The sequence below is a fragment of the Herbaspirillum sp. SJZ099 genome, assembly GCF_007828355.1.
In the GTDB taxonomy this organism is placed as follows: domain Bacteria; phylum Pseudomonadota; class Gammaproteobacteria; order Burkholderiales; family Burkholderiaceae_D; genus Herbaspirillum.
Map to the genome: position 1 here is coordinate 372,616 of NZ_VIUO01000002.1, position 23,133 is coordinate 395,748.

Consider the following 23,133-nt stretch of genomic DNA (forward strand, 5'->3'; position numbering starts at 1 on the left):
TCTTCCGGCTTTGCCGGCAGGCGGTCTGTTGCGGAGTGCGTAGGCACAGAGAGTCAAACCGGGAGGGCCGTTCGGAAAAATGACGCAGGGGTGCGGAATAAGAAACGGGCTTGCATGATTGCTCATGCAAGCCCGAATCGGTTTTAACTCAAGTAGTGAAGACCGGCATTTTCATGCCGGGCATCAGGTCCTTAAATTAGAACTTGTGGCGGATACCAACGGCCAGAGCGGTCTGGCTGGAGTCGTTACCGGTGCTGTCAGCAACGCCCGGGTTGACCATGTCGGTCGCGCGGATGTTCGACAGGAAAGCGTACAGGTCGGTACGCTTCGACAGCCAGTAGTCGGCGCCAACGCTGATTTGTGTCAGCTTGCCCTTGTTGCTGGCACCATCGAAGTCAGCACGGGTGTGTTGCACGGCACCCAGCAGCTTCAGCGACGGGCTCAGAGCGTAGGCAGTACCGACTTCGTACATGTCAGCCTTCTTCGATACGGCCAGGGTAGCCGAGGTCGGGGCGAAGCCAGCGGTGCCGAAGGTGTTCAGGTCTTGCTTGACGCGCGAGTAGTTTGCGTACACGCGTGCCGGGCCGAACTGGTACGAACCAACCACGTTCAGGACCTTCTGACCAGTGCTACCGACGTTAGCAGCGTTGGTGTAAACGTTGCTGGTAACAGTGGTGCCGTTCGGGATCAAGCTAACGTCCGACGGAGTTGCGCCAGCCTTGGACTGGTAGTAGTTCAGGCCCAGACCCAGAGGACCGTTTTCGTACTTACCACCGATACCGAAAGCTTGACCAGCCGAAGTCTTGCCAGCTGTTTCGCCGAAACCGTACATCAGGTTACCGGTGAAGCCGCTCAGGTTAGCGGTGGTGTAGCTGATCGAGTTGTTGGTGCGAACGCCTTGCAGACGGTTCAGGTTCGAGCCGGAGTTCTGGATCAGGCCGCCGAAGTCAGCAACAGCGGTGTAGGCGCTGATGGTGTCAGCGAAGTCGGTCTGACGACCAACCAGGACGGTACCGAAACCGCCCGACAGACCAACGACCGACTTACGACGGAACAGGTTGGAGGAGGTCACAGCGTCGGAACCTTGCAGGCCGCCGTTGTCGTTGGTGAAGCCGGTTTCCAGGTTGAACACGGCCGACAGACCGCCGCCCAGATCTTCAACGCCCTTGAAGCCGATACGCGAACCTTGGATGATGCCCGAGTTCAGGCTGAACTTGCTGCCAGTGTTACCACCACCGGTGGAAACTTTGCTTTGGTACACAACGCCAGTATCAACGATACCGTAGATAGTAACGGAGCTTTGTGCTTGAGCAGCACCTGCGAACGCGCCGAGAACGGCCAGTGCCAGCAGAGATTTTTTCATTTGACATCCTTCTATAAAAATAGTCTTGAGGATCCGTACTTCTAGTCGGATGGTGAGACATTAAGGGTTCTCATTTGGCATGGCCGCAGATTGGTCGTTTGGCGGCTGGAATTTTGGTTGAAAGCGTCAAACTGCTTGCCGAGTGTTGTTTTTTTCAAACGCTTTCCATGCGAAGGATCCTCTTAGGGTGGATTTTCGCTTGCGGGATACGCCTTGTTATCGGCCCTTTGAGGGGGAACTTGATCCGACCCGTCTCATGCGTCAAATTGTTGTTAAAAAGATGCATTTATATGGTTTCATCTTCCATTTTAAAAAAATATGATTTGTAGGGCATAATTTTGGTTTTCTGATCTATCGCAGAAGGCTAATGGCAAATCGAGAAGATCTGGCAATCATCCGTGCCGCGCGGGCCGGCCAGGCCGAGGCGCAGCTCACCCTGGGCAAGCGTTACCTGTTTGGCGGTAACGGCTTGCCCCAAAGTCTGGGAACCGCATTCCACTGGCTGGAGCGCGCCGCGCGCCAAGGACTGGCGGATGCGTGGATGCTGATCGCCCAGCACATCCCCTATGAAGTGGTCATGCCCCTGGCCAGGCCGCAGGATGCGGCCTTATGGTACGAGCGGGCATTCGATGCCGGACTGAGCAAGGCCGGACTGGTGTTCGCTAGGCTGGTGCTGGGCAATGTTGCACAGATCAGCGCCGATCTTAAAAAGAAGGCGATCCGGGCGCTGGAGGTGGTGGCGCGCGAGGGCAATCCTGATGCCCAATGGTTGTTGGCCCAGCAAAGTCCTGAGGTACAGCGGCAGTTGGCCCAAAGCGGCGAGGCTGTGGCTGCTGCCGGTGCAGAGCTGGCGCCACCGGTAGCCCGGCCGCAGGATGAAATCCGCCAGTGGACCCAGAGGGCTGCCGATGCCGGCATCGAACAGGCCCAGCATGCATTGGCCGATGCGGCGTGGAGCCAGTCGGACATGCCGGGGTTCCTCCAGCGCGCCCAGCCCCTGGCCGATGTATTGCTCAGGCAATATGAGACGGTGGCCGGCCAGCTGAATGCGCCGGCCGAGATGCTGGCTTCCAGCCTCGGTGGACAGAACATACAACTATTAAGGCGCTTGGCCCAGGTACGGCTGGCCGAGGCGCAGCCTAACCTGCTGTATGTCCAGCAATTGCTGGAACTGGCCGCTTTGGCCGGGGATCGCGATGCCCAGTTGGGACTGGGGCTGTTATATGGGCGGATGGACGAGCAGGGTGAGCGGCAATTCCCTGGGCGAGGTTCTGCTAATTACAAGAAGGCGATCCGCTGGCTGACGCTGGCCGGAGAGCAGGGCATGGCGGCAGCCTGGTATGCCTTGTCGCGCATTTACCTGAAACCGGAATTTTCCCAGCGCAACCTGGCCGATGTGCAGCACTATCTGGAGCGCGCGGCGGAGATGGGGCACATGGCGGCGCAACTGGAATGCGGCGTCACGGCCTGGCGCAATCGCCGCGACGACCCGGCCAACGATGTGCGCGCCCTTTACTGGCTGCAAAAGGCCGCCACCCAAGGCAGCGTCCAGGCGCAAGCATTGCTGGAGAAAGTCGCCGATCGTCCCGGCACGGCGCCGTGGGCGGTGCAGGCGCGCGCGCAGCTGACCCGGGAGCAGGTCAACGCCTACCCGTTCCTGGCGGCGCGCATCGAGCTGGCGGCCTTGTTCAACCTGACGCGGCCGGAGGCCTTGCTGCTCGACCTCAAGCAGGCCGACTGCGGCCATTGCCTGATGGTCGACATCCGCGCCCAGTATGCGCGCAGCAAGCGCCGCCTGATCATGGTCGAGACGGGCGAAGAACGCGGCGCGCTCAACCGCATCGGTCGCTTGTTCGAAGACGTGGATTGCGGACCATCCGGTCCCGAGGGCAATTACCGGCAGCGCCTGTATCGTTTGAAGACGGTTGTGCCCGATGCAGACTCGAACGCGGAAGAGGCTCAAGAGCAAGGTGTGGGCGTTGAATGAGGATTCATTGCTCTTTCTGTCGATGCACTGAGTTCCAGGCGCTTCCCTGAATAAAAAATGGCTTGCCAAGCGGCAAGCCATTTTTTATTCAGGACGATACTTCGGCCAGCGGCGCCGGTATCAATCCGGCAAGTCGATTTCGCCTTCGAACACCGACACCGCAGGGCCGGTCATCAGCACTGGCTGGCCTGCGCCCTGCCAGGCGATGCTGAGTATGCCGCCATGCGTTTGCACGGCGACCGGCGAATCCAGCAGGCCGCGGCGAATCCCGGCCACCACCGCCGCGCAGGCGCCGGTGCCGCAGGCCAGCGTTTCGCCGGCGCCGCGTTCATACACGCGCAGGTTCACATGATGGCGGTCGACGATCTGCATGAAGCCTGCGTTGACCCGGCGCGGGAAGCGCGGATGATGTTCGATCAGCGGGCCATCCTGCAGGACCGGGGCCGCTTCGGTGTCGGCCACCACCTGTACCGCGTGCGGGTTGCCCATCGATACTACCGAAATCCAGGCTGTCTTCCCGGCAACATCGAGCGGCCAGAGGGCGTCCTGGCCTTCCATGCGGCTTTCCAGTCCGGCGCTGTTGAACGGCACGTCGGCCGGCGCCAGGATCGGGGCGCCCATGTCGACGGTGATACGCCCATCCTCTTCCAGCCGGGGTTCGATGATGCCCGACATGGTTTCCACCCGGATCGCGCGCTTGTCGGTCAGGCCCTTGTCGGTCACGAATTTCACGAAGGCGCGCGCGCCGTTGCCGCATTGCTCCACCTCGCCGCCATCGGCGTTGTAGATGCGGTAACGGAAATCCACGCCATCGCCGCGGGCCTTTTCGACCACCAGCATCTGGTCGGCGCCGATGCCGAAACGGCGGTCGGCAATGAACTTCCACTGGTCGGGCCGGAGGAAAATGGCTTGGTTGATGGCGTCCAGCACGACGAAGTCATTGCCGGCGCCATGCATCTTGGTGAATTTGATCTTCATGAAGACATTATAGGGCCGCTTCTTTACAGGAAGGCAGGCTGAATGTTCAGCCTGCCGTGTCGCGGCGGTAAGGATCGGGTTCGCCGGGCGGACGGGTCTTGAAGCGCTTGTGGGCCCAGAAGTATTCGGCAGGGGTTTCGCGCACGCGTTCTTCGATGAAGGCGTTCATGCGGCGGGTGGCGGCGACGATGTCGTCGCCCGGGTAATCCGTCCAGGCCGGATAGAAGGTGGTCTTCCAGCCGCGGTAGCCGGGCAGGAAGGTGGTGACCACCGGCACGACCGACGCGCCGGTGGCCGAAGCGATGCGCGCGGTGGCCGTGAGCGTGGCGGCGGGCACGCCGAAGAAAGGGACGAATTCGGCGTCGCGGATGCCGAAATCCATGTCCGGCAACATGAGGAAGGGCAGGCCGCCGCGCATGGCGCGGATGATCGGTTTGACGCCCTTCTCGCGCGTGAGCAGGGTGACCGGCTTGAAGCGCGAGCGTCCCTTGAGCAGGGCTTCATCGATGATCTGGTTCTGCTGGCGGGCATAGAGGGTGCATACCGAATACTCGGAATTGATCCCCAGCGAGATGCCGGGGATTTCCAGGCAGACAAAGTGTGGGCACAGCAGGATGACGGGGCCGGCCTTGAGGGTCTCGAAGGGGATGCCCGGCTCGATCTTGATGAGTCGTCTCAGGCGCGCCTCGGAGGCCCACCACAGCACGCCGCGCTCCAGCGCGCTGCGGGCATAGGCCTGGAAATGCCGGCGCGCGATGTCGCGGCGCTCTTCCTCGGACTTTTCGGGAAAGCACAGGCGCAGGTTGACCAGCGTGATGCGCCGGCGCGGCCGCATATACATATAAAGCAGCGAGCCCAATGCTTCGCCAAGGCGGCCAAGGATGGGGAGTGGCAGCCAATGCAGCAGCCACATGAGTCCGATCAGGGCCCTCATTGCATCTCCTCCGGTCTGGCCACGCCCGGCGGCACCTTGTAGCGGTTGTAGCTCCATATATATTGGGCCGGACATTGGGCGATCAGCGCCTCCATGGCGGCGTTGATGGCGCACGCCTGTTGCTGCGGGGTATCGCCCAGTTCGCCTTCAAAGGGCACGAAACGCACGGCGTAACCGCGTCCCCACGACAGCCGTTCGGCATAAACGAGCACGATGGGCGCGCCGCTCATCTGGTGCAGCTTGGCCGACAGGGTCATCGTATAGGCCGGTTTGCCGAAGAAATCGGCCCAGACGCCTTCGCCATTCTGCGGCACCTGGTCGGGCAGCAGGCCGATCGCCTGGCCGCTCTTCAGGGCCTTGAGCAGGATACGCACGCCCGCCAGGCTGGCCGGAGCCAGGTGCAGGTTGGCGCGCGCCCTTGCGCCCTCGATCAGCGGCTTGAGCGCCGCCTTGCGCGGCGGGCGATACAGCGCGCTGAGCCGGGTGCGCTGCGCCACGGCCTGTGCGGTGATCTCGAAGCATCCCAGGTGCGGGGTAAGCAGAATCAGGCCGGACTTGGTATCCAGCGCCTGCTGGGCGAATTCCCAACCCTCGACGCGGGCGGTACGCAACACCCGGCCCGGGTTGGCGCACCAGATGAAGGGCAATTCGAACATGCCTTTCCCGGCTTCGCCGACAGCCTTATATAAATGGGCGCGATGGCCGGCGCGTTCGATGTTGTCGATGAAACGCCGCCGGTAGGAGGGCGATGCCAGAAAGACCAGCCAACCCATTGCCAGCCCGATGGCGTGCAAAACCGGCAAGGGCAAAAAGGACAACAGGCGGAATAAAGAAACGAGCATACTTGCCGATAACAGGGACAGGGTCGTAAAACAACCGTCAAATTGCAGAAAATTGCAAGAGGCGTAAAATAGCACATGCCGTCGAGTTAATGACAACTTGCGAGACGGGGTACAAATATCGCTAAAGCGTCGCAGGCTCGACAAATGATTGGCCGCGACTGGGTTTAATCACTTATTGTTAGGGGCTGCAGCATGTCCAACGAATTTCTCTTCACCTCCGAATCCGTCTCCGAAGGCCATCCCGACAAGGTGGCCGACCAGATTTCCGACGCGATCCTGGACGCCATTCTTACCCAAGACCCGCAATCCCGCGTTGCTGCAGAAACCCTCTGCAACACCGGCCTGGTCGTGCTGGCCGGCGAGATCACCACGCGCGCCAACGTCGACTACATCGACGTCGCCCGCGAAACCATCAAGCGCATCGGTTACGACAACGCCGACTTCGGCATCGACTACAAGAGCTGCGCCGTGCTGGTCGCCTACGACAAGCAATCGCCCGACATCGCCCAGGGCGTTGACGAGGGCCGCGGCGTCGATCTGGAGCAAGGCGCCGGCGACCAGGGCCTGATGTTCGGTTATGCCTGCAACGAAACCCCGGAACTGATGCCTGCCGCGATCTACTATGCGCACCGCATCGTCGAGCGCCAGTCGCAACTGCGCAAGGACGGCCGCCTGCCATGGCTGCGTCCGGACGCCAAGTCGCAGGTGACGCTGAAGTACGTCGATGGCAAGCCGGTCGCCATCGACACCGTGGTGCTGTCGACCCAGCACTCCCCGGAGATGCAGCAAAGCGCTATCCATGAAGCGGCCATCGAAGAGATCATCCGCCCGGTATTGCCGGCCGAATGGCTGAAGAATACCCGCTACCTGATCAACCCGACCGGCCGCTTCGTCATCGGCGGTCCGCAGGGCGACTGCGGCCTGACCGGCCGCAAGATCATCGTCGACACCTACGGCGGCGCGGCTCCGCACGGCGGCGGCGCGTTCTCCGGCAAGGATCCGTCCAAGGTCGACCGTTCGGCCGCCTATGCCGGCCGCTACGTGGCCAAGAACATCGTGGCCGCCGGCCTGGCCGAGCGTTGCCAGATCCAGGTCTCCTACGCCATCGGCGTGGCCAAGCCGACTTCGGTGATGGTGACCACCTTCGGCACCGGCAAGATCAGCGACGAACAACTGGGGCACCTGGTGCGCGAGCATTTCGACCTGCGCCCGAAGGGCATCGTGCAGATGCTGGATCTGCTGCGCCCGATCTACGCCAAGACCGCCGCCTACGGCCACTTCGGCCGCGAAGAGCCGGAATTTAGCTGGGAGCGCACCGACAAGGCCGCCGCACTGCGCGCTGCCGCCGGGCTGTAATATCTTCTGCGCGCGCGGGGCGATTGGGGCTCGCAAGGGTTTCCCAATCGCCATCGGCGCGCTAGAATGCACCTCCCGCGGGGTTTCCTCCGCACCGTTCCCGCACGTTGGCATTGCATGCAGGGGACGGCAGCAAGATTGCACAATGCCTCACCGCGGCAAGGAGCGTTGCGACAGGGAAATCCTGCCAGGCTTGCAGTGGTGAACAGGCGCCCGCCAGGGCGCCTGGCAACCGCGCTCACGTTACTTTTTTTCTGATTCTATGAAAGGAGGGCGTGAACAACGCCGTTGCCATGTCTACTACCGCATCCCAAGACTACATCATCGCCGACATCGGCCTGGCCGACTGGGGCCGCAAGGAAATCAAGATCGCCGAGACCGAAATGCCGGGCCTGATGGCGATCCGCGAAGAGTTCGCCGCGGCCCAGCCGCTGAAGGGCGCGCGCATCACCGGCTCGCTGCACATGACCATCCAGACCGCGGTGCTGATCCAGACGCTGGAAGCGCTGGGCGCCAAGGTGCGCTGGGCTTCCTGCAACATCTACTCGACCCAGGACCACGCCGCCGCGGCCATCGCCGCCAACGGCACCCCGGTGTTCGCGGTCAAGGGCGAGAATCTTGACGAATATTGGGAATACACCCACCGCATCTTCGAATGGACCGACGGCGGCTATTCCAACATGATCCTGGACGACGGCGGCGACGCCACCCTGCTGCTGCATCTGGGCGCGCGCGCAGAGAAGGACATCTCGGTGCTGGACAAGCCGGATTCGGAAGAAGCGGTGTGCCTGTTCAACTCCATCAAGCGCTACCTGGCCAAGGATGCCAGCTGGTACTCCAAGCGCCTCAAGGAAATCAAGGGCGTCACCGAAGAAACCACCACCGGCGTGCACCGCCTGTACCAGATGCACAAGGAAGGCAAGCTGGCCTTCCCGGCGATCAACGTCAACGATTCGGTCACCAAGTCCAAGTTCGACAACCTGTACGGCTGCCGCGAATCGCTGGTGGACGGCATCAAGCGCGCCACCGACGTCATGATCGCCGGCAAGATCGCCGTCATCGCCGGCTACGGCGACGTCGGCAAGGGCTCGGCGCAGGCCATGCGCGCGCTGTCGGCGCAAGTCTGGGTCACCGAGATCGACCCGATCTGCGCACTGCAGGCCGCCATGGAAGGCTACCGCGTGGTGACCATGGATTACGCCGCCGAACACGGCGACATCTTCGTCACCTGCACCGGCAACTACCATGTGATCACCCATGACCACATGAAGAAGATGAAAGACCAGGCCATCGTCTGCAACATCGGCCACTTCGACAATGAAATCGAAGTCGCCGCGCTGAAGCAATACACCTGGGAAAACATCAAGCCGCAAGTCGACCACATCATCTTCCCGGACGGCAAGCGCATCATCCTGCTGGCCGAAGGCCGCCTGGTGAACCTGGGCTGCGGCACCGGCCACCCGTCCTACGTGATGAGCTCGTCCTTCGCCAACCAGACCATCGCCCAGATCGAATTGTTTGTGAACACCAAGAACTACCCGATCGGCGTCTACACGCTGCCCAAGCATCTGGACGAGAAGGTCGCCCGCCTGCAGCTCAAGAAGCTCAATGCGCAACTGAGCACGCTGACCGAAGAACAGGCGGCGTATATTGGCGTCAAGACCGAAGGTCCGTACAAGGCCGATCACTACCGTTACTGATCGGCGGCGCACGATCGGGCTGTTGCCGGATCGTGCCGTGCCTGCACCATACGGGCTGTCGTCACGTTGCCGCTGCGCGTGCGGTAGCCCGTCCAATTCTGACAAGGCCCGAAAGGAAGTGCCATGTTTATGTTATTGCTGACCTGGCTGATCAATGCCCTGGCCCTGCTGGCCGTTCCCTACCTGATGCACTCGGTGCAGGTCGACAGTTTCGGCTCTGCCCTGGTGGCCGCGCTGATCCTGGGCTTCGTCAATACCATCGTGCGCCCCGTGCTGGTGGTGCTGACCCTGCCGGTGACCGTGCTCACGCTGGGTCTGTTCATCCTCATCATCAACGGCCTGATGTTCTGGGTGGTGGCGCAACTGGTGGGCGGTTTCCATGTCGGCGGTTTCTGGTCGGCGGTGGGCGGCGCGCTGCTCTACAGCATCGTGTCCTGGGCCTTGTCCACCCTATTGCTGAAATCCGGATCGAACCGATGAACAAGCATAATTTCAGTATCGAATTCTTCCCGCCCAAGACGCCGGAAGGCGCGGAAAAACTGCGCGTCACGCGCGCCAGGCTGGCCGAATTGCAGCCGAAGTATTTCTCGGTGACCTTCGGCGCCGGCGGTTCGACCCAGCAGGGTACGCGCGATACCGTGCTGGAAATCACCGCTGAAGGCCATGAGGCGGCGCCGCACCTGTCCTGCATCGGCAGTTCGCGCGCCAGCCTGCGCGCCATCCTGGACGACTACAAGGCCAACGGCGTCAGGCGCCTGGTGGCGCTGCGCGGCGACCTGCCCAGCGGCTATGGCGCGATGGGCCAGGCCTCCAGCGAATTCCGCTATGCCAACGAGCTGGTCGAATTCGTGCGGGCGGAAACCGGCGACTGGTTCCACATCGAAGTGGCGGCTTACCCCGAGATGCATCCGCAGGCCAAGTCGCCGCAGGACGATGTGCAGAACTACGCGCGCAAGGTGAAGGCCGGCGCCAATTCGGCCATCACGCAATACTTCTACAACGCGGATGCCTATTTCCGCTTCGTGGACGATGCCGCCAAACTGGGCGCCGAGGTGCCGGTCATCGCCGGCATCATGCCCATCACCAATTACTCGCAACTGGTGCGCTTCTCGGACATGTGCGGCACCGAAATCCCGCGCTGGGTGCGCCTGAAGCTGGCCAGCTACGGCGACGACGTCGACTCCATCCGCGCCTTCGGGCTGGATGTGGTCAGCCAATTGTGCGAACGCCTGCTGGCCGGCGGCGCGCCTGGCCTGCATTTCTACTCGCTCAACCAGGCCGGGCCGACGCAGGCGGTGTGGCAGCGTCTGGTCAAGTAAGCTTGGCTGGAAAGCGGCAGTAATGAGCCGCAGTAATAAAAAATCCGGATATACACCTATATCCGGATTTTTTTATTGTCGTTCCGCTACGCCTATGCAGAACATCTTGGTGCGGTGCTGTCGTATTTATTCAATGGCATCGGTCAGCACCAGATCCAGCGGCATGTCGTGCCGTTCGGCCGCGAATTCCACCAGCCCGAAGGCATAGCATACCCCCACGGCCAGCGGCCGGTGCGGACCCGCCAGTGTGCGGTCGTAAAACCCGCCGCCATAGCCCAGCCGCATGCCGGCGGCATTGAAGCCGACGCAGGGCACCAGCAGGGCCTGCGGCTGCACTACCGGCGCCTCTTCGCCCGGAACCAGTGTTCCCAGGGCGTCTTTGCTCAGCGCTTCGCCGGGCAGCCAGCGACGAAATTCCAGGGGTGAATCTTTATTGGTGACGATCGGCAAGGACAGGTGCACGCCACGCGCGGCCAGCGCGTTGTAGGCGGCAAGCAGGTCGGGTTCCTTGCGGATGGGATGATAGCCCCCGATGCTGGCGATGCCATGCGCCAGGCACCAGGCCAGCACGCGGCGGCCGATCAGTTCATCCGAGACCGCCTTGCCATGTGCATCCAGCGCCTTGCGGCGCGCCAGCAAGTCGGCGCGCAGGGCGTTTTTCAGTTGCCTGTCCAAGGCCTGTTCCCGATTCGGCGCGTGAGGGCCGCATGCTATGCTTGGCGTCGTCGTCTGTTTCGTCATCTGTTCCGTCGTTTGTTTCATTCACACTAGGTTCTACAAGAATGCGCCTGAAGAATTATCTGTTCGGCAAATGCCTGCGTCCGCTGGCGGTTTCACTGGTCGTAGCCATCGGCGCGGCGTTGAGCATCGCACCCGCGGCCCAGGCGCAAAAGCGCCTGGCGCCAGATGCTTCCCCGGATGACATCTTCCTTGCGCTGCGGCAAGCGGCTGCCAGCGACAATGGCGCCCTGGCGCAGGAGCTGGCAGGGCGCTTGTCGGGTTACGACCTGCCGTCGTATGTCGACTATTATCGGCTCAAACCGCGCGTGCGTGACTATTCCGCCAGCGAGCAGGAAATCCGCGACTTCATGACCCGGTACGAAGGCCAGGCGCTGGTCGACCGCCTGCGCAACGACTGGCTGCTGGCGCTGGGCAAGACCGGCAACTGGGCCTTGTTCGACGAGCAGTATCCCAAGTTCATCCTGGACGACGACGTCCAGGTCAAATGCTTCGCCTTGAACTCGCGCGCGCTCAAAGGCGCCAACGTCGCCGACGAGGCGCGCGCGCTGCTGGTTTCGCCCAAGGATTACGGCCAGGGTTGCAGCGACCTGATCGCCACGCTGGCGCAGAACGGCCAGTTCACCGATGCCGATGTCTGGTTCCAGATCCGCCAGGCCGCCGAGAACGGCAACACCACGGTCGCGCGCCGCGCTGCGGTGCTGGTCGACAATGGCGACGTCACCGTGCAGCAGGTCATGGACAAGCCCGCGCTGATGCTGGCCAAGGGCCCAGGCAGCGGCGTTGCCAACCACCAGCTCTACATCATTGCGCTGGGCCGCGTCGCCCGCAGCAATCCGGCCCAGGCCGCCACCTATCTCAGCGACCGCGCGCGCCAGATGACGGCCCAGGAGGTTGCGCAAGGCTGGGCGCAGATTGCGCTGGCCGCTTCCTACAAGCTGGCGCCGGAAGCCATGGACTACTGGCGCAAGACCCGGGATGCGCTGCTGACGCAGGATGCGCTGCAATGGAAGGTGCGCATGGCGCTGCGCGCGGGCGACTGGAAGACCGTGCGCACGACGATCGAGAGCATGCCGGCGGCGCTGCGCAACGATATCACCTGGACCTACTGGCTCGGCCGCGCGCTCAAGGAAGATGGCCAGAACGACGCCGCGCGCCGCCTGTTCGAATCGATCTCGGCCAACTTCAGTTTCTATGGCCAGCTGGCGCTGGAAGAACTGGGCCAGAAGATCACCATTCCGCCGGGACCGACGCCGCCGACGGCCGGCGAAATCGCCCTCTATTCGCAAAATGCCGGCTTCCAGCGTTCGCTCCGGTTCTACCAGCTCAACCTGCGCTTCGAGGCGATCCGCGAATGGAACTGGGAACTGCGCAAGATGACCGACCGCCAACTGCTGGCCGCGGCCGAATACGCGCGCCAGAGCGACGTGCTGGACCGCATGGTCAACACCTCCGACCGCACCCGTGCCGAGTTCGACTTCACCCAGCGTTTCCCGGCGCCGCATCTGGGCGAGATGAACGCGGCCACGCGTCCGCTGGGGATGGAAAATGCCTGGATCTATGGCCTGATCCGCCAGGAGTCGCGCTTCATCAAGAGCGCGCGCTCGCACGTCGGCGCCTCCGGCCTGATGCAGTTGATGCCGGCCACCGCCAAGTTCGTCGCCAAGAAGATCGGCATGACCGAATTCACCGCAGACCAAGTCAACGACATCAACACCAACCTGCTGCTGGGCACCAGCTATCTGAGCATGGTGCTCAACAACCTGGACGGTTCCGAAACCCTGGCCACCGCCGGCTACAACGCGGGGCCGGGCCGCCCGCGCACCTGGCGCGCGACCTTGCCGCGCACGGTCGAAGGGGCGATCTTCGCCGAGACCATCCCGTTCAACGAAACCCGGGGCTATGTCAAGAACGTGATGTCCAATGCGACGTACTATGCGGCCATGTTCGAGAATCGTCCGCAGTCGCTCAAGCAACGCATGGGCATGGTGGCGCCTAACTCCAACGTCGCCACCGACCTGCCCTGATTCGAACCGGCCGCCGTCGCGCAGTTAACGCGGGCAGCGCAGCAAACGCAGGCGGCACAGGATACAGGAGGCGCAACATGGCAGTACGCAAGATCCTCGTCATTGGCGGCTCAGGCTTCATCGGTACGCGGCTGGTGCGGCTGCTGGGCAGCGCCACCGACTACCGTGTCATGGTGCCCACGCGCCGTTACGAGCGCGCCAAGCACCTGCTGGTGTCGCCGGTGGTATCGGTGGTGCAGGCCGATATCCACGACGATGCCGTGCTGTCGCAACTGGTGGCCGAGGCGGATGTGGTCGTCAACCTGGTCGGCATCCTGCATTCGCGGCCGGCGCGCCGCGGCCAGCCCTACGGCCCGGATTTCGAACGGCAGCATGTGTCCCTGCCGCGCCGCATCGTCGCCGCCTGCGTGCGGCACGGCGTGCCGCGTTACCTGCACATGAGCGCGCTGGGCGCCGATGCGCACGGCCCCTCGATGTACCTGCGCTCCAAGGCGGCCGGCGAGCGCGAGGCGCTGGCGGCGTCCTCCTTGGAGGTCGCCATCTTCCGTCCTTCTGTCGTATTCGGCGAAGACGACCGTTTCCTCAACCTGTTCGCCGGCCTGCAGCGGCGTTTTCCGGTGATTGCGCTGGGCAGCGCCGAGGCGCGCTTCCAGCCGGTTTATGTCGGCGATGTAGCGCAGGCCTTCAGGAAAGCGATCGCGCTGCCGCATATCGGCGGCAAGGTCTATGAACTGGCCGGGCCGACGCAATACAGCCTGCGCGAACTGGTGCAACTGGCCGGTTGGTATGGCGGCCATATGCGCCCCATCGTCGCCTTGCCGCCAGCGCTGGGCCTGCTGCAGGCCTGGGCGCTGGAACACTTGCCCGGCAAGTTGATGAGCCGCGACAATGTCGCCTCGATGCGGGTGGATAATGTCATGTCCGGCCCCATCGCGCCGGAGCTGGAACTGGTTCCCACCGCGCTGGAAGACGTCGCGCCGGCCTGCCTTGCGCCGCGCGACCTCCAGCGCCAGTTCGACCTTTTCCGCAGCAACGCCAGGCGCTGAGACGTTCGCGCCATTTACGCCGTTTTCCGATCCAAAGTTCCGATCCAAAGAAAAGAGCCCCTATGCAAGACACAGAACTCGATCCGGTATTGTCCGCCACGCTGCGCAAGGCCGGGCGCCATCTGCCCACGCTGGTGATCGGCAACAAGAACTACTCGTCATGGTCGATGCGTCCCTGGGTGGCGATGACCGCGTTCGACATCCCCTTCAAGGAAGTGCGCGTGCTGCTGGACCAGCCCGATACCGTCGCCGAGATCGCCCGCTATACCGGTTCCGGCCGGGTACCGGTGTTGCTGGACGGCGATATCGCGATCTGGGATTCGCTATCCATCTGCGAATACCTGGCCGAGCAATTCCCCGACCGCGGCCTGTGGCCCGAGCGCACCGACGCGCGCGCCATCGCGCGCAGCATCAGCGCCGAAATGCATTCCGGTTTCATGGGCCTGCGCAGCGCCATGAGCATGGACATCCGCGGCCGCTACCCGGGCCAGGGGCGCACGCCCGAAGCGCAGGCCGACATCGGCCGCGTTTGCGAAATCTGGGAAGAATGCCTGTCGCAGTTCGGCCATCATGAATTCCTGTTCGGCGACTTCTCGATTGCCGACGCCTTCTACGCGCCGGTGGTGATGCGCTTCACCAGCTACCAGGTGCCGCTGGCGCCGGCGCTGCAAGCCTATGCCGACCGCGTCAAGGCGCATCCGGCCGTGGCGCGCTGGATCGCAGAAGCCCTGGCCGAGAAAGAAATCCTTCCCAACCACAAATGATGAAGACCTACACCGTCGGCGGCGCAGTGCGCGACGGCCTGCTGGGCCTGCCGGTGAAGGATCGCGACCACGTGGTGGTCGGCGCTACCCCGGAAGAAATGCTGGCCCAGGGCTTCCGCCCGGTGGGCAAGGATTTTCCGGTGTTCCTGCATCCGGATACCCACGAGGAATACGCGCTGGCGCGCACCGAGCGCAAGACCGCGCCCGGCTACAAGGGGTTCGCTTTCCATGCCGCGCCCGACGTCACCCTGGAAGACGACCTGGCGCGGCGCGACCTCACCATCAACGCCATCGCCCAGGACCAGGACGGCGCCCTGGTCGATCCTTACCATGGCCAGGCCGACATCGAGCGCCGCATCTTCCGCCATGTTTCCGACGCCTTTATCGAAGACCCGGTGCGCATCCTGCGCGTGGCGCGTTTCGCCGCCCGCTTCGCCGATTTCAGCGTCGCGCCGGAAACCAATGCGCTGATGCGGCGCATGGTGGAAGAAGGCGAGGTTGATGCGCTGGTGCCGGAGCGCGTCTGGCAGGAAATCGCACGCGGCCTGATGGAGGCAAAACCCTCGCGCATGTTCGAGGTGCTGCGCGGCTGCGGCGCGCTGGCGCGCATCATGCCCGAGCTGGATGCGTTGTGGGGCGTGCCGCAACCGGAGCAATGGCATCCCGAGATCGATACCGGCGTGCATGTGATGCTGGCCATCGACTGGGCCGCCGGACAAGGCTATGCCTTGCCGGTGCGTTTCGCCGTATTGATGCACGATCTCGGCAAGGGCGCCACGCCGCCAGAAATGTGGCCGCGCCACCATGGCCATGAAGCGCGCAGCGTGCAACTGGCCGAACAGGTTTGCGCGCGCCTGAAGGCGCCGGGCGATTGCCGCGACCTGGCCCTGATGACCGCGCGCGAGCATGGCAATGTCGGTCGCGCTTTCGAGATGCGCCCGGCCACGCTGGTGACGCTGTTTTCGCGCTGCGACGCCTTCCGCAAACCGCAGCGCTTCGTCGACATGTTGCGCGCTTCCGAATGCGACCACCGTGGCCGCACCGGTTTCGAATCCAGGCCCTTCCCGCAGGCCGCCTATCTGGAAGGGGCGTTGAAGGCGGCGCAAGACATCGATGCCGGCGCCATCGCCGGCCAGTACCAGGCGCAGCCGCAGAAGATCCCGGAGGCGATCCATGCCGCGCGCAGCGAGAAGGTCGCCGTTTTCGTTGCCGCCCAGCGGCCGCCGGCGCAGGATTGAGAGATGGCCAATCCCTTTTTCTCCTGGCTGCAACGTCGGGGCGGCAAGCAAGAAGCCGGCGGCGATGCGCCGCATGCCGACCCGCAGCACAAGGCCGAACGGCCGATGGTGTTCGTCAAGGAGTTGTCGCCGAAGTCGCGCCGCCACCTGCTGCGCCATTTCCTGGCGCTGGAAGACAAGGACCGGCTGTTGCGTTTCGGCTCCAAGCTGTCGGACGATATGGTGACCCGCTACGTGGAGAACATCGACTTCGCGCGCGACACCGTGTTCGGCGTGTATGACCGCAGGCTGCGCCTCCTCGGGGTCGGCCACCTGGCGTTCGCGCCGCGCGAGAGTTCGCGCATCAGCGGCGCCACCATCAAGCCGGTGGTGGCCGAGTTCGGCGTCTCCGTTTCGGCCGCCGCACGCGGCCTGGGCGTGGGCACCAAACTGTTCCTGCGGGCTTCCATGCGCTGCCGCAACGCCGACGTCGATACGCTCTACATGCATTGCCTGTCGTCCAACAAGGTGATGATGCATATCGCCAAAAAGGCCGGCATGGACATCCACCGCGACTATGGCGAGGCCGACGCCTACCTCAAGATCAGCCCCGCCAATTCGGCCACCGTGTTCCAGGAAGCGATGGAAGAACAGGCCGCCATGCTGGACTACATCGTCAAGGCCAATTTCAAGGCCCTGCTCAAATGGGGCGCGCGCGTGACCGGCCTCGGCGGCAAGGGCAAAGGAAGCGGCGGCCAGCCCTGATCCGGCCCGCGCACTGCACGCCGGCATGACCGGCGGCGCAATGCGGCGCATAATATGCATCTGACTTTGACATCGGATTTGCCATGAGCACCAATCCCAATACCGACGACTTTTTCGCCACGGTCGCGACAAAATCCGACAGCGGCGCATTGCGCGGCGACTACAGCCAGGCCGACGCCAACTACGTGGTGGCACAGAACTGGGACAGCTACACGCCGGAGCAGCACGCCCGCTGGCGGCGCCTGTATGAGCGCCAGGCCAAACTGATTCCCGGCCGCGCCTGCGATGTCTTCATCGACAGCCTGAAGGCGCTCGATGTCTCGCAAGGCATCCCGCGTTTCGACCGCACCACCGAAGCCTTGTACCAGGCCACCGGCTGGCAACTGGTCGCCGTGCCCGGCCTGGTGCCGGACCAGACCTTCTTCGAACACCTGGCCAACCGCCGCTTCCCGGTCACCGTCTGGCTGCGCGAAGAGCGCGAGTTCGACTACATCGTCGAGCCGGACGTCTTCCACGACTTCTTCGGCCACGTGCCGCTGCTGTTCAACCCGATCTTCGCCGACCACCTGCAGGAATACGGCAAGGGCGGCCTGAAGGCGCTCAAGCTGGATGGCCTGGCCTATTTGGCGCGCCTGTACTGGTACACCATCGAGTTCGGCCTGATCCAGAGCGAGCAGGGCTTGCGCATCTACGGCGCCGGCATCCTGTCATCGGGCGGCGAGGTCGAGTATTGCCTGTCCAGCGACCAGCCGCGCCGCATCCCGTTCCAGGTCGAGCGCATCATGCGCACGCTGTACAAGATCGACTCGTACCAGGAAACCTATTTCGTGATCCGTGATTTCGAGCAACTGTTCAACGACACCGCGCCCGATTTCACGCCGTTCTACGAACAGCTGAAAACGCAGCAGGCGCTGCCGGCCGATACGTTGCTGGCGGGCGAGACCAACCTACCGCCGAACCGCTGATCCGGGCGCGCGCGGAAAAGGCGCAGAAAGGGACTGAAAGGAAGCGGGAATAAAAAAGCGGATCTGACAGGGGAGGCCAGATCCGCGAGCTAGTGGTGCTTTCAACACTAGAGGGGAGGAACCTTGCACAGAGAGTGGATACCATTCAATCGCTGTTCAAGTGATTCTTATTAAACGCCAGCCGCGCCGTCCATCCTATTTCTTTTACCGGTTGTTACATTCGCGTCTTGCTTGTAACAACTTGCCTCTTTTGCGCTTTCCGTCCTCTTTTTTCACAGCCGGAAATATTGTTGTTTCCCCCTTTCCGGCATTTTCTTCTTTGCAGGCCCCCCCTTTCCGCAGGACGTGCGGAATTGTTTCCGGCTTGCCAAAAGAACTCCAAAAAACGCCGGAAACCCTGCTGCGACGCGCGTAGCGGGCTACCCATCGTTGTGCTACCTTGGCTCCATAAATAGAAACAAACCTGCGCCCACAAGGCGCCGGCGTTTTGACCGCCCGTGAAGCCAGGCCCACACCAAGCTCAGCGGCACAGGCGCATGTGAAACCAAGAACACGATTTTTGGCACGGAGACCGCATGAACGCACCCCTACCATCCAGCCAGCGGCTGTTGCTGGACGACGTCTCGCTGGACGACAAATACACCCTCGAACGCGGCCGTGTCTTCATGACCGGCATCCAGGCGCTGGTGCGCCTGCCGATGCTGCAGCGTGAGGCCGACCGCCGCGCCGGCCTTAACACCGCCGGCTTCATCACCGGCTATCGCGGTTCGCCGCTGGGCTCGGTCGACCAGACCGCCGAGAAGGCGAAGAAATACCTCGACGCCCACCAGGTCAAATTCCATCCGGGCATGAACGAAGACCTGGCCGCCACCAGCGTGTGGGGCACGCAGCAGGTCAACCTGTTCCCCGGCGCACAGCACGACGGCGTGTTCTCGCTGTGGTACGGCAAGGGGCCGGGCGTGGACCGCTGCGGCGACGTCTTCAAGCACGCCAACATGGCCGGCACCTCCGCGCACGGCGGCGTGCTGGTGATCGCCGGCGACGACCACGCCGCCAAGTCCTCCACCACCGCGCACCAGAGCGAACACATCCTCAAGGCCTGCGGCATCCCGGTGCTGTATCCGTCCTCGGTGCAGGAATACCTCGACTACGGCCTGCACGGCTGGGCCATGAGCCGCTACACCGGCTTGTGGGTGGCGATGAAATGCGTGACCGACCTGGTCGAGTCCGGCATGTCGGTGATGATCGACCCGGACCGCGTGCAGATCCGGTTGCCGCAAGACTTCGCGCTGCCGCCGGACGGCCTCAACATCCGCCAGCCCGACAGCGTGCTCGCGCAGGAAGCGCGGATGAACAACTACAAGTGGTATGCCGCGCTGGCCTACGCGCGCGTCAACAAGCTCAACCAGATCGTGTGGGACAGCCCGCGCGCCAAGATCGGCATCATCACCGCCGGCAAGTCCTACCTCGACACGCGCCAGGCGCTGGACGACCTCGGCATCGACGAACAGGTCGCGCGCGACATCGGCATCCGCCTCTACAAGGTCGGCATGACCTGGCCGCTGGAAGCCGAAGGCGTGCGAGAGTTCGCCCAGGGGCTGGAAGAGATCCTGGTGGTGGAAGAGAAGCGCCAGATCCTCGAATACCAGTTGAAGGAAGAACTCTACAACTGGCGCGACGACGTGCGCCCGCGCGTGGTCGGCAAATTCGACGACACCGGCGAATGGAGCGGTTCGCAGCGCGAGGGCCACGGCAACTGGCTGCTGCCGGCCACCTACGAGCTGAACCCGGCGCAGATCGCGCGCGCGATTGCCACTCGCATCTCGCGCTACTTCGCCGGCCATCCGGTCGAGCAGCGCGTGCGCGCCCGCATCGCCTTCCTCGAAGCCAAGGAAGCCGCGCTCAACATCAGCAGCAAGCCGGACCCGAACAAGGACCGCATCCCGCATTTCTGCTCCGGCTGCCCGCACAACACCTCGACCAAACTGCCCGACGGCAGCCGCGGCCTGGCCGGCATCGGCTGCCACTACATGGTGACCTGGATGGACCGCGAGTCCAGCATCTTCACCCACATGGGCGGCGAGGGCGTGACCTGGGTCGGCCAGGCGCCGTTCACCAGCGAGAAGCACGTGTTCGCCAACCTCGGCGACGGCACCTATTTCCACTCGGGTTTGCTGGCGGTGCGCGCCTCGGTCGCGGCCAAGGTCAACATCACCTACAAGATCCTCTACAACGACGCGGTGGCCATGACCGGCGGCCAGGAGTTCGACGGCCCGCTCGATCCGGCGATGATCTCGCGGCAACTGGCGGCGGAGAACGTCAACCCGATCATCGTCGTCACCGACGAACCGGACAAGTATCCGGACGATATCAAATGGGCCGATGGCGTCACCATCCGCCACCGCAGCGAACTCGACGCGGTGCAGCGCGAATTGCGCGAAGTGGCCGGCGTGTCGGCCATGATCTACGACCAGACCTGCGCCTCGGAAAAGCGCCGCCGCCGCAAACGCAACGCCTATCCCGACCCGGCCAAGCGCGCCGTGATCAACGAGGCGGTATGCGAAGGCTGCGGCGACTGCAGCGTGCAGTCGAACTGCCTGTCGGTCGAGCCGCTGGAAACCGAGTTCGGCCGCAAGCGCCAGATCAACCAGTCCTCGTGCAACAAGGATTACTCCTGCGTCACCGGCTTCTGCCCCAGCTTCGTCACCGTCGAAGGCGGCAAGCTGAAGAAGCCGGCGCGGGTGCCGCCGGGCGCGGATGCGGCGCCGGCCATGCCGCTACTGCCTGAACCGGTATTGCCGTCCTTGGCCGATCCCTACGGCATTTTGGTCACCGGCGTGGGCGGCACCGGCGTCATCACCATCGGCCAGATCATCGCCATGGCCGCGCACGTGGAAGGGCGCGTGTGCTCGGTGCTGGACATGAGCGGGCTGGCGCAGAAGGGCGGGCCGGTGATGTCGCACGTGCGCGTGGCCGACAGCCCCGAGCATCTTTATTCGACCCGTGTGGGCACCGGCGCGGCCGACTTGGTGATCGGCTGCGACGTGATCGTCACCGCCGGGCGCGATGCCTTGTCGCGCATGGGCGAAGGACGCACCCATGCGGCCGTCAATTCGACCCAGATGCCCACCGCCGCTTTCGTGCGCAATCCCGACTGGCAATTCCCGGCCGCTTCCAGCGAAGGCGAGATTGCCAAAGCCTGCGGGCGCGACAACGTGGCGCTGGTCGATGCCGGCCGCATCGCTACCGCGCTGATGGGCGACGCCATCGCCACCAACATGTTCATGCTCGGCTACGCCTGGCAGAAAGGTTGGGTGCCGTTGTCGGAAGCCGCTTTGCTGCGCGCCATCGAGCTCAATGCATTGCAGGTGGACTTCAACAAGCAAGCCTTCGCCTGGGGCCGCGTGGCCGCGCACGACATCGATACGGCGTTGAATGCCGCCAAGCGCAACGGCATGACGGCGCAGGTGATCGAGTTCAAGCGCGCGCCCACGCTGGAGGAAACGGTGGAGCGCCGCATCGGCTTCCTGACCTCTTACCAGAACGCCGCCTACGCGCGCCGCTACAGCGACTTCGTGCAGCAGGTGCAGATGGCGGAAAGCTTATTGGGCGAGGCGGGAAGCGGATTGAAGCTGACCCGGGCCGTGGCGCAATACCTGTTCAAGCTGATGGCCTACAAGGACGAATACGAGGTGGCGCGGCTCTATACCGACGGCGCGTTCCGCGACAAGATCGCTGCCATGTTCGAAGGCGACTACCGGATCAAATTTCATCTGGCGCCGCCCCTGCTGGCCAGGCATGACGATAACGGCCACCTGGTCAAGCAGCAGTACGGCTCGTGGATGATGCCGGCCTTCGGCGTGCTGGCGAAATTGCGCTTCCTGCGCGGCACCGTCTTCGATCCCTTCGGCTACACCGCCGAGCGCAAGCAGGAGCGGGCGCTGATCGACGAGTACTGCGCGACCATGTTGCGGCTCTTGGGGCAACTGACCGCGGACAACCTGGCGCAGGTGATCGCGGTGGCGCGCATTCCTGAAGATATCCGCGGCTATGGCCACGTGAAGGAACGTCACCTCAAGGCGGCCAGGCAGAAGGAGGCATCGCTGCTGAAGATGATCGAGCAACCGGCGTTGCGCAACATCGCGGTAACGGATACGCCGGCCGGGCCGGATGGAGGCGGCAAGAAAGCGGCGTGAGGACTTGATGCGCTGTTGAACGCCGCCGGGCCCTGACGCAAGCCAGGGCCCGGCGGCTTTTGTGCGGCCGCAGCGGGAGAGTGCGCCTAAGCTTAATCCTGCCTGCCGCCGGTCACCCGCTCGATGCCTGCCAGATCCCGCCAGCTTTGCACTTCGGAAAAACCGGCCCCGGACAGCAATGCCCGCACCGCGGCCGCCTGGTCGTAACCATGTTCCATCAGCAGCCAGCCGCTGGCGGTGAGGTGGGCGGACGCGCCGCCGACGATGGTATGCAGGTCCGACAGGCCGTCGGCATGGTCGGTCAGCGCATCGACCGGCTCGAAACGCAGGTCGCCTTGCGACAGATGGGCATCGCCTGCGACGATATAGGGCGGGTTGGAGGCGATGACATCGAACCGGGCCGCGCCATCCAGCGCCTGATACCAGTCACTCAGCATGAAATCCACCCGTGTGCCGTTGGCCGCCGCGTTGCCGCGCGCCACCTCCAGCGCGGCAACGCTGGCGTCGAGCGCGGCCACCCCGGCATCGGGCCGGGTATGGGCAATGGCCACCGCGATGGCGCCCGAGCCGGTGCCCATGTCCAGCAATCGGCCGCCTTGCGGCAAGCGTTCCAGCGCCAGCTCCACCAGCAGTTCGGTATCGGGACGGGGAATCAATACATCCGGCGTGACGCGGAAATCCAGCCCGTAGAATTCGCGCGCGCCGACGATGTAGGCGATCGGCTCGCCGCGCAAGCGGCGCTCGAACAGGGTTGCCAGCGCCTCGGCCTCGGCGATGTCCAGCCGCCGTTCGGACTGGGTGATCAGCTGCACCCGCGTCAGCTTGAGCGCGTGGCATAGCAGGATACGGTTTTCCAGCGCATCCAGCGGGGCCACCTTCAATACCGTCGCCAGGCTGCAGCCGGCCAGGTTGGATGCATGTCCGCTCATGGAAAAG

18 protein-coding genes and 1 riboswitch are annotated in these 23,133 nt (G+C 63.6%); of the genes, 12 read left to right on the forward strand and 6 right to left on the reverse strand.

Features of this window, described 5'->3' with window-relative positions:
• Positions 1-196 precede the first annotated feature (196 nt).
• On the reverse strand, positions 197-1,363 hold the full coding sequence (locus tag FB597_RS06750; RefSeq protein ID WP_144768769.1) for a porin: 1,167 nt from the start codon (positions 1,361-1,363) through the stop codon (positions 197-199).
• A 367-nt stretch (positions 1,364-1,730) separates the two neighbouring features.
• Between FB597_RS06750 and FB597_RS06755 the strand changes: the two genes are divergently transcribed.
• Entirely contained in the window at positions 1,731-3,350 is a 1,620-nt protein-coding gene (locus FB597_RS06755) for an SEL1-like repeat protein (protein ID WP_144768771.1), read from the forward strand.
• Positions 3,351-3,470: 120 nt separating this feature from the next.
• Here FB597_RS06755 and dapF read toward each other — a convergent pair whose 3' ends face one another.
• Genes dapF through FB597_RS06770 form a run of 3 tightly spaced genes read right to left on the reverse strand, consistent with a single transcriptional unit; the run spans position 3,471 to position 6,125 of the window.
• Positions 3,471-4,328, reverse strand: a complete 858-nt coding sequence (gene dapF / locus FB597_RS06760) for a diaminopimelate epimerase (RefSeq protein WP_144768773.1) — start codon at positions 4,326-4,328, stop codon at positions 3,471-3,473.
• Between the two features lie 46 nt (positions 4,329-4,374).
• Complete coding sequence (locus FB597_RS06765) at positions 4,375-5,262, reverse strand: lipid A biosynthesis acyltransferase (protein ID WP_141913843.1); 888 nt, start codon at positions 5,260-5,262, stop codon at positions 4,375-4,377.
• Positions 5,259-6,125: a lysophospholipid acyltransferase family protein gene (locus FB597_RS06770; protein ID WP_370454659.1), complete on the reverse strand. Its 867-nt coding sequence runs from the start codon at positions 6,123-6,125 to the stop codon at positions 5,259-5,261. The genes FB597_RS06765 and FB597_RS06770 overlap by 4 nt, the downstream gene beginning before the upstream one ends.
• Before the next feature lie 171 nt (positions 6,126-6,296).
• Here FB597_RS06770 and metK point away from each other — a divergent pair, with 171 nt between their 5' ends.
• The 4 genes from metK (at position 6,297) to metF (ending at position 10,479) form a co-directional block, all read left to right on the forward strand.
• The gene (gene metK, locus FB597_RS06775; protein ID WP_141913841.1) at positions 6,297-7,460 is read left to right on the forward strand and encodes a methionine adenosyltransferase; all 1,164 of its coding nucleotides are present in this window, start codon (positions 6,297-6,299) and stop codon (positions 7,458-7,460) included.
• Positions 7,461-7,614: 154 nt separating this feature from the next.
• A riboswitch (S-adenosyl-L-homocysteine riboswitch) is annotated at positions 7,615-7,707 on the forward strand.
• 28 nt (positions 7,708-7,735) lie between these two features.
• Complete coding sequence (gene ahcY, locus FB597_RS06780) at positions 7,736-9,160, forward strand: adenosylhomocysteinase (protein WP_370454647.1); 1,425 nt, start codon at positions 7,736-7,738, stop codon at positions 9,158-9,160.
• A 123-nt stretch (positions 9,161-9,283) separates the two neighbouring features.
• Positions 9,284-9,640, forward strand: a complete 357-nt coding sequence (locus FB597_RS06785; RefSeq protein ID WP_141913840.1) for a phage holin family protein — start codon at positions 9,284-9,286, stop codon at positions 9,638-9,640.
• Positions 9,637-10,479 (forward strand): methylenetetrahydrofolate reductase [NAD(P)H], encoded by an 843-nt coding sequence (gene metF, locus FB597_RS06790; protein WP_144768779.1) that lies wholly within the window; start codon positions 9,637-9,639, stop codon positions 10,477-10,479. The genes FB597_RS06785 and metF overlap by 4 nt, the downstream gene beginning before the upstream one ends.
• 126 nt (positions 10,480-10,605) lie before the next feature.
• On the opposite strand, the gene FB597_RS06795 is transcribed toward metF, so the two are convergent.
• Positions 10,606-11,154, reverse strand: coding sequence for a 5-formyltetrahydrofolate cyclo-ligase (locus tag FB597_RS06795; protein ID WP_370454648.1), 549 nt, complete (start codon positions 11,152-11,154; stop codon positions 10,606-10,608).
• Between the two features lie 107 nt (positions 11,155-11,261).
• Between FB597_RS06795 and FB597_RS06800 the strand changes: the two genes are divergently transcribed.
• The 7 genes from FB597_RS06800 (at position 11,262) to FB597_RS06830 (ending at position 22,197) form a co-directional block, all read left to right on the forward strand.
• Entirely contained in the window at positions 11,262-13,244 is a 1,983-nt protein-coding gene (locus FB597_RS06800; RefSeq protein ID WP_144768784.1) for a lytic transglycosylase domain-containing protein, read from the forward strand.
• A 77-nt stretch (positions 13,245-13,321) separates the two neighbouring features.
• Positions 13,322-14,290: a complex I NDUFA9 subunit family protein gene (locus FB597_RS06805; protein WP_144768787.1), complete on the forward strand. Its 969-nt coding sequence runs from the start codon at positions 13,322-13,324 to the stop codon at positions 14,288-14,290.
• 62 nt (positions 14,291-14,352) lie between these two features.
• Positions 14,353-15,054 carry a glutathione S-transferase family protein gene (locus FB597_RS06810; protein ID WP_141913835.1) on the forward strand — a complete coding sequence of 234 codons (702 nt, stop codon included), beginning with the start codon at positions 14,353-14,355 and terminating at the stop codon, positions 15,052-15,054.
• Entirely contained in the window at positions 15,054-16,292 is a 1,239-nt protein-coding gene (locus FB597_RS06815; RefSeq protein ID WP_144769028.1) for a multifunctional CCA addition/repair protein, read from the forward strand. Before FB597_RS06810 ends, FB597_RS06815 begins: the two co-directional genes overlap by 1 nt.
• A gap of 3 nt (positions 16,293-16,295) precedes the next feature.
• On the forward strand, positions 16,296-17,036 hold the full coding sequence (locus tag FB597_RS06820; RefSeq protein WP_141913834.1) for a GNAT family N-acetyltransferase: 741 nt from the start codon (positions 16,296-16,298) through the stop codon (positions 17,034-17,036).
• Between the two features lie 83 nt (positions 17,037-17,119).
• Entirely contained in the window at positions 17,120-18,001 is an 882-nt protein-coding gene (gene phhA / locus FB597_RS06825; RefSeq protein WP_144768789.1) for a phenylalanine 4-monooxygenase, read from the forward strand.
• A 575-nt stretch (positions 18,002-18,576) separates the two neighbouring features.
• Positions 18,577-22,197: an indolepyruvate ferredoxin oxidoreductase family protein gene (locus FB597_RS06830; RefSeq protein ID WP_144768791.1), complete on the forward strand. Its 3,621-nt coding sequence runs from the start codon at positions 18,577-18,579 to the stop codon at positions 22,195-22,197.
• A gap of 92 nt (positions 22,198-22,289) precedes the next feature.
• Here the strand turns inward: FB597_RS06830 and prmC are convergent, their stop codons facing one another.
• Positions 22,290-23,126, reverse strand: coding sequence for a peptide chain release factor N(5)-glutamine methyltransferase (gene prmC / locus FB597_RS06835; protein WP_144768794.1), 837 nt, complete (start codon positions 23,124-23,126; stop codon positions 22,290-22,292).
• Positions 23,127-23,133: the final 7 nt, after the last annotated feature.

Excerpts from the sequence above, each read along its gene's own strand:
- FB597_RS06785 (WP_141913840.1), top strand. The coding sequence starts at position 9,284 with ATGTTTATGTTATTGCTGACCTGGCTGATCAATGCCCTGGCCCTGCTG.
- FB597_RS06820 (WP_141913834.1), top strand. The coding sequence starts at position 16,296 with ATGGCCAATCCCTTTTTCTCCTGGCTGCAACGTCGGGGCGGCAAGCAA.
- FB597_RS06800 (WP_144768784.1), top strand. The coding sequence starts at position 11,262 with ATGCGCCTGAAGAATTATCTGTTCGGCAAATGCCTGCGTCCGCTGGCG.
- prmC (WP_144768794.1), bottom strand. The coding sequence starts at position 23,126 with ATGAGCGGACATGCATCCAACCTGGCCGGCTGCAGCCTGGCGACGGTA.
- phhA (WP_144768789.1), top strand. The coding sequence starts at position 17,120 with ATGAGCACCAATCCCAATACCGACGACTTTTTCGCCACGGTCGCGACA.
- FB597_RS06805 (WP_144768787.1), top strand. The coding sequence starts at position 13,322 with ATGGCAGTACGCAAGATCCTCGTCATTGGCGGCTCAGGCTTCATCGGT.
- FB597_RS06755 (WP_144768771.1), top strand. The coding sequence starts at position 1,731 with ATGGCAAATCGAGAAGATCTGGCAATCATCCGTGCCGCGCGGGCCGGC.
- metF (WP_144768779.1), top strand. The coding sequence starts at position 9,637 with ATGAACAAGCATAATTTCAGTATCGAATTCTTCCCGCCCAAGACGCCG.
- dapF (WP_144768773.1), bottom strand. The coding sequence starts at position 4,328 with ATGAAGATCAAATTCACCAAGATGCATGGCGCCGGCAATGACTTCGTC.
- FB597_RS06830 (WP_144768791.1), top strand. The coding sequence starts at position 18,577 with ATGAACGCACCCCTACCATCCAGCCAGCGGCTGTTGCTGGACGACGTC.
- FB597_RS06765 (WP_141913843.1), bottom strand. The coding sequence starts at position 5,262 with ATGAGGGCCCTGATCGGACTCATGTGGCTGCTGCATTGGCTGCCACTC.
- metK (WP_141913841.1), top strand. The coding sequence starts at position 6,297 with ATGTCCAACGAATTTCTCTTCACCTCCGAATCCGTCTCCGAAGGCCAT.
- FB597_RS06815 (WP_144769028.1), top strand. The coding sequence starts at position 15,054 with ATGAAGACCTACACCGTCGGCGGCGCAGTGCGCGACGGCCTGCTGGGC.
- FB597_RS06810 (WP_141913835.1), top strand. The coding sequence starts at position 14,353 with ATGCAAGACACAGAACTCGATCCGGTATTGTCCGCCACGCTGCGCAAG.
- FB597_RS06750 (WP_144768769.1), bottom strand. The coding sequence starts at position 1,363 with ATGAAAAAATCTCTGCTGGCACTGGCCGTTCTCGGCGCGTTCGCAGGT.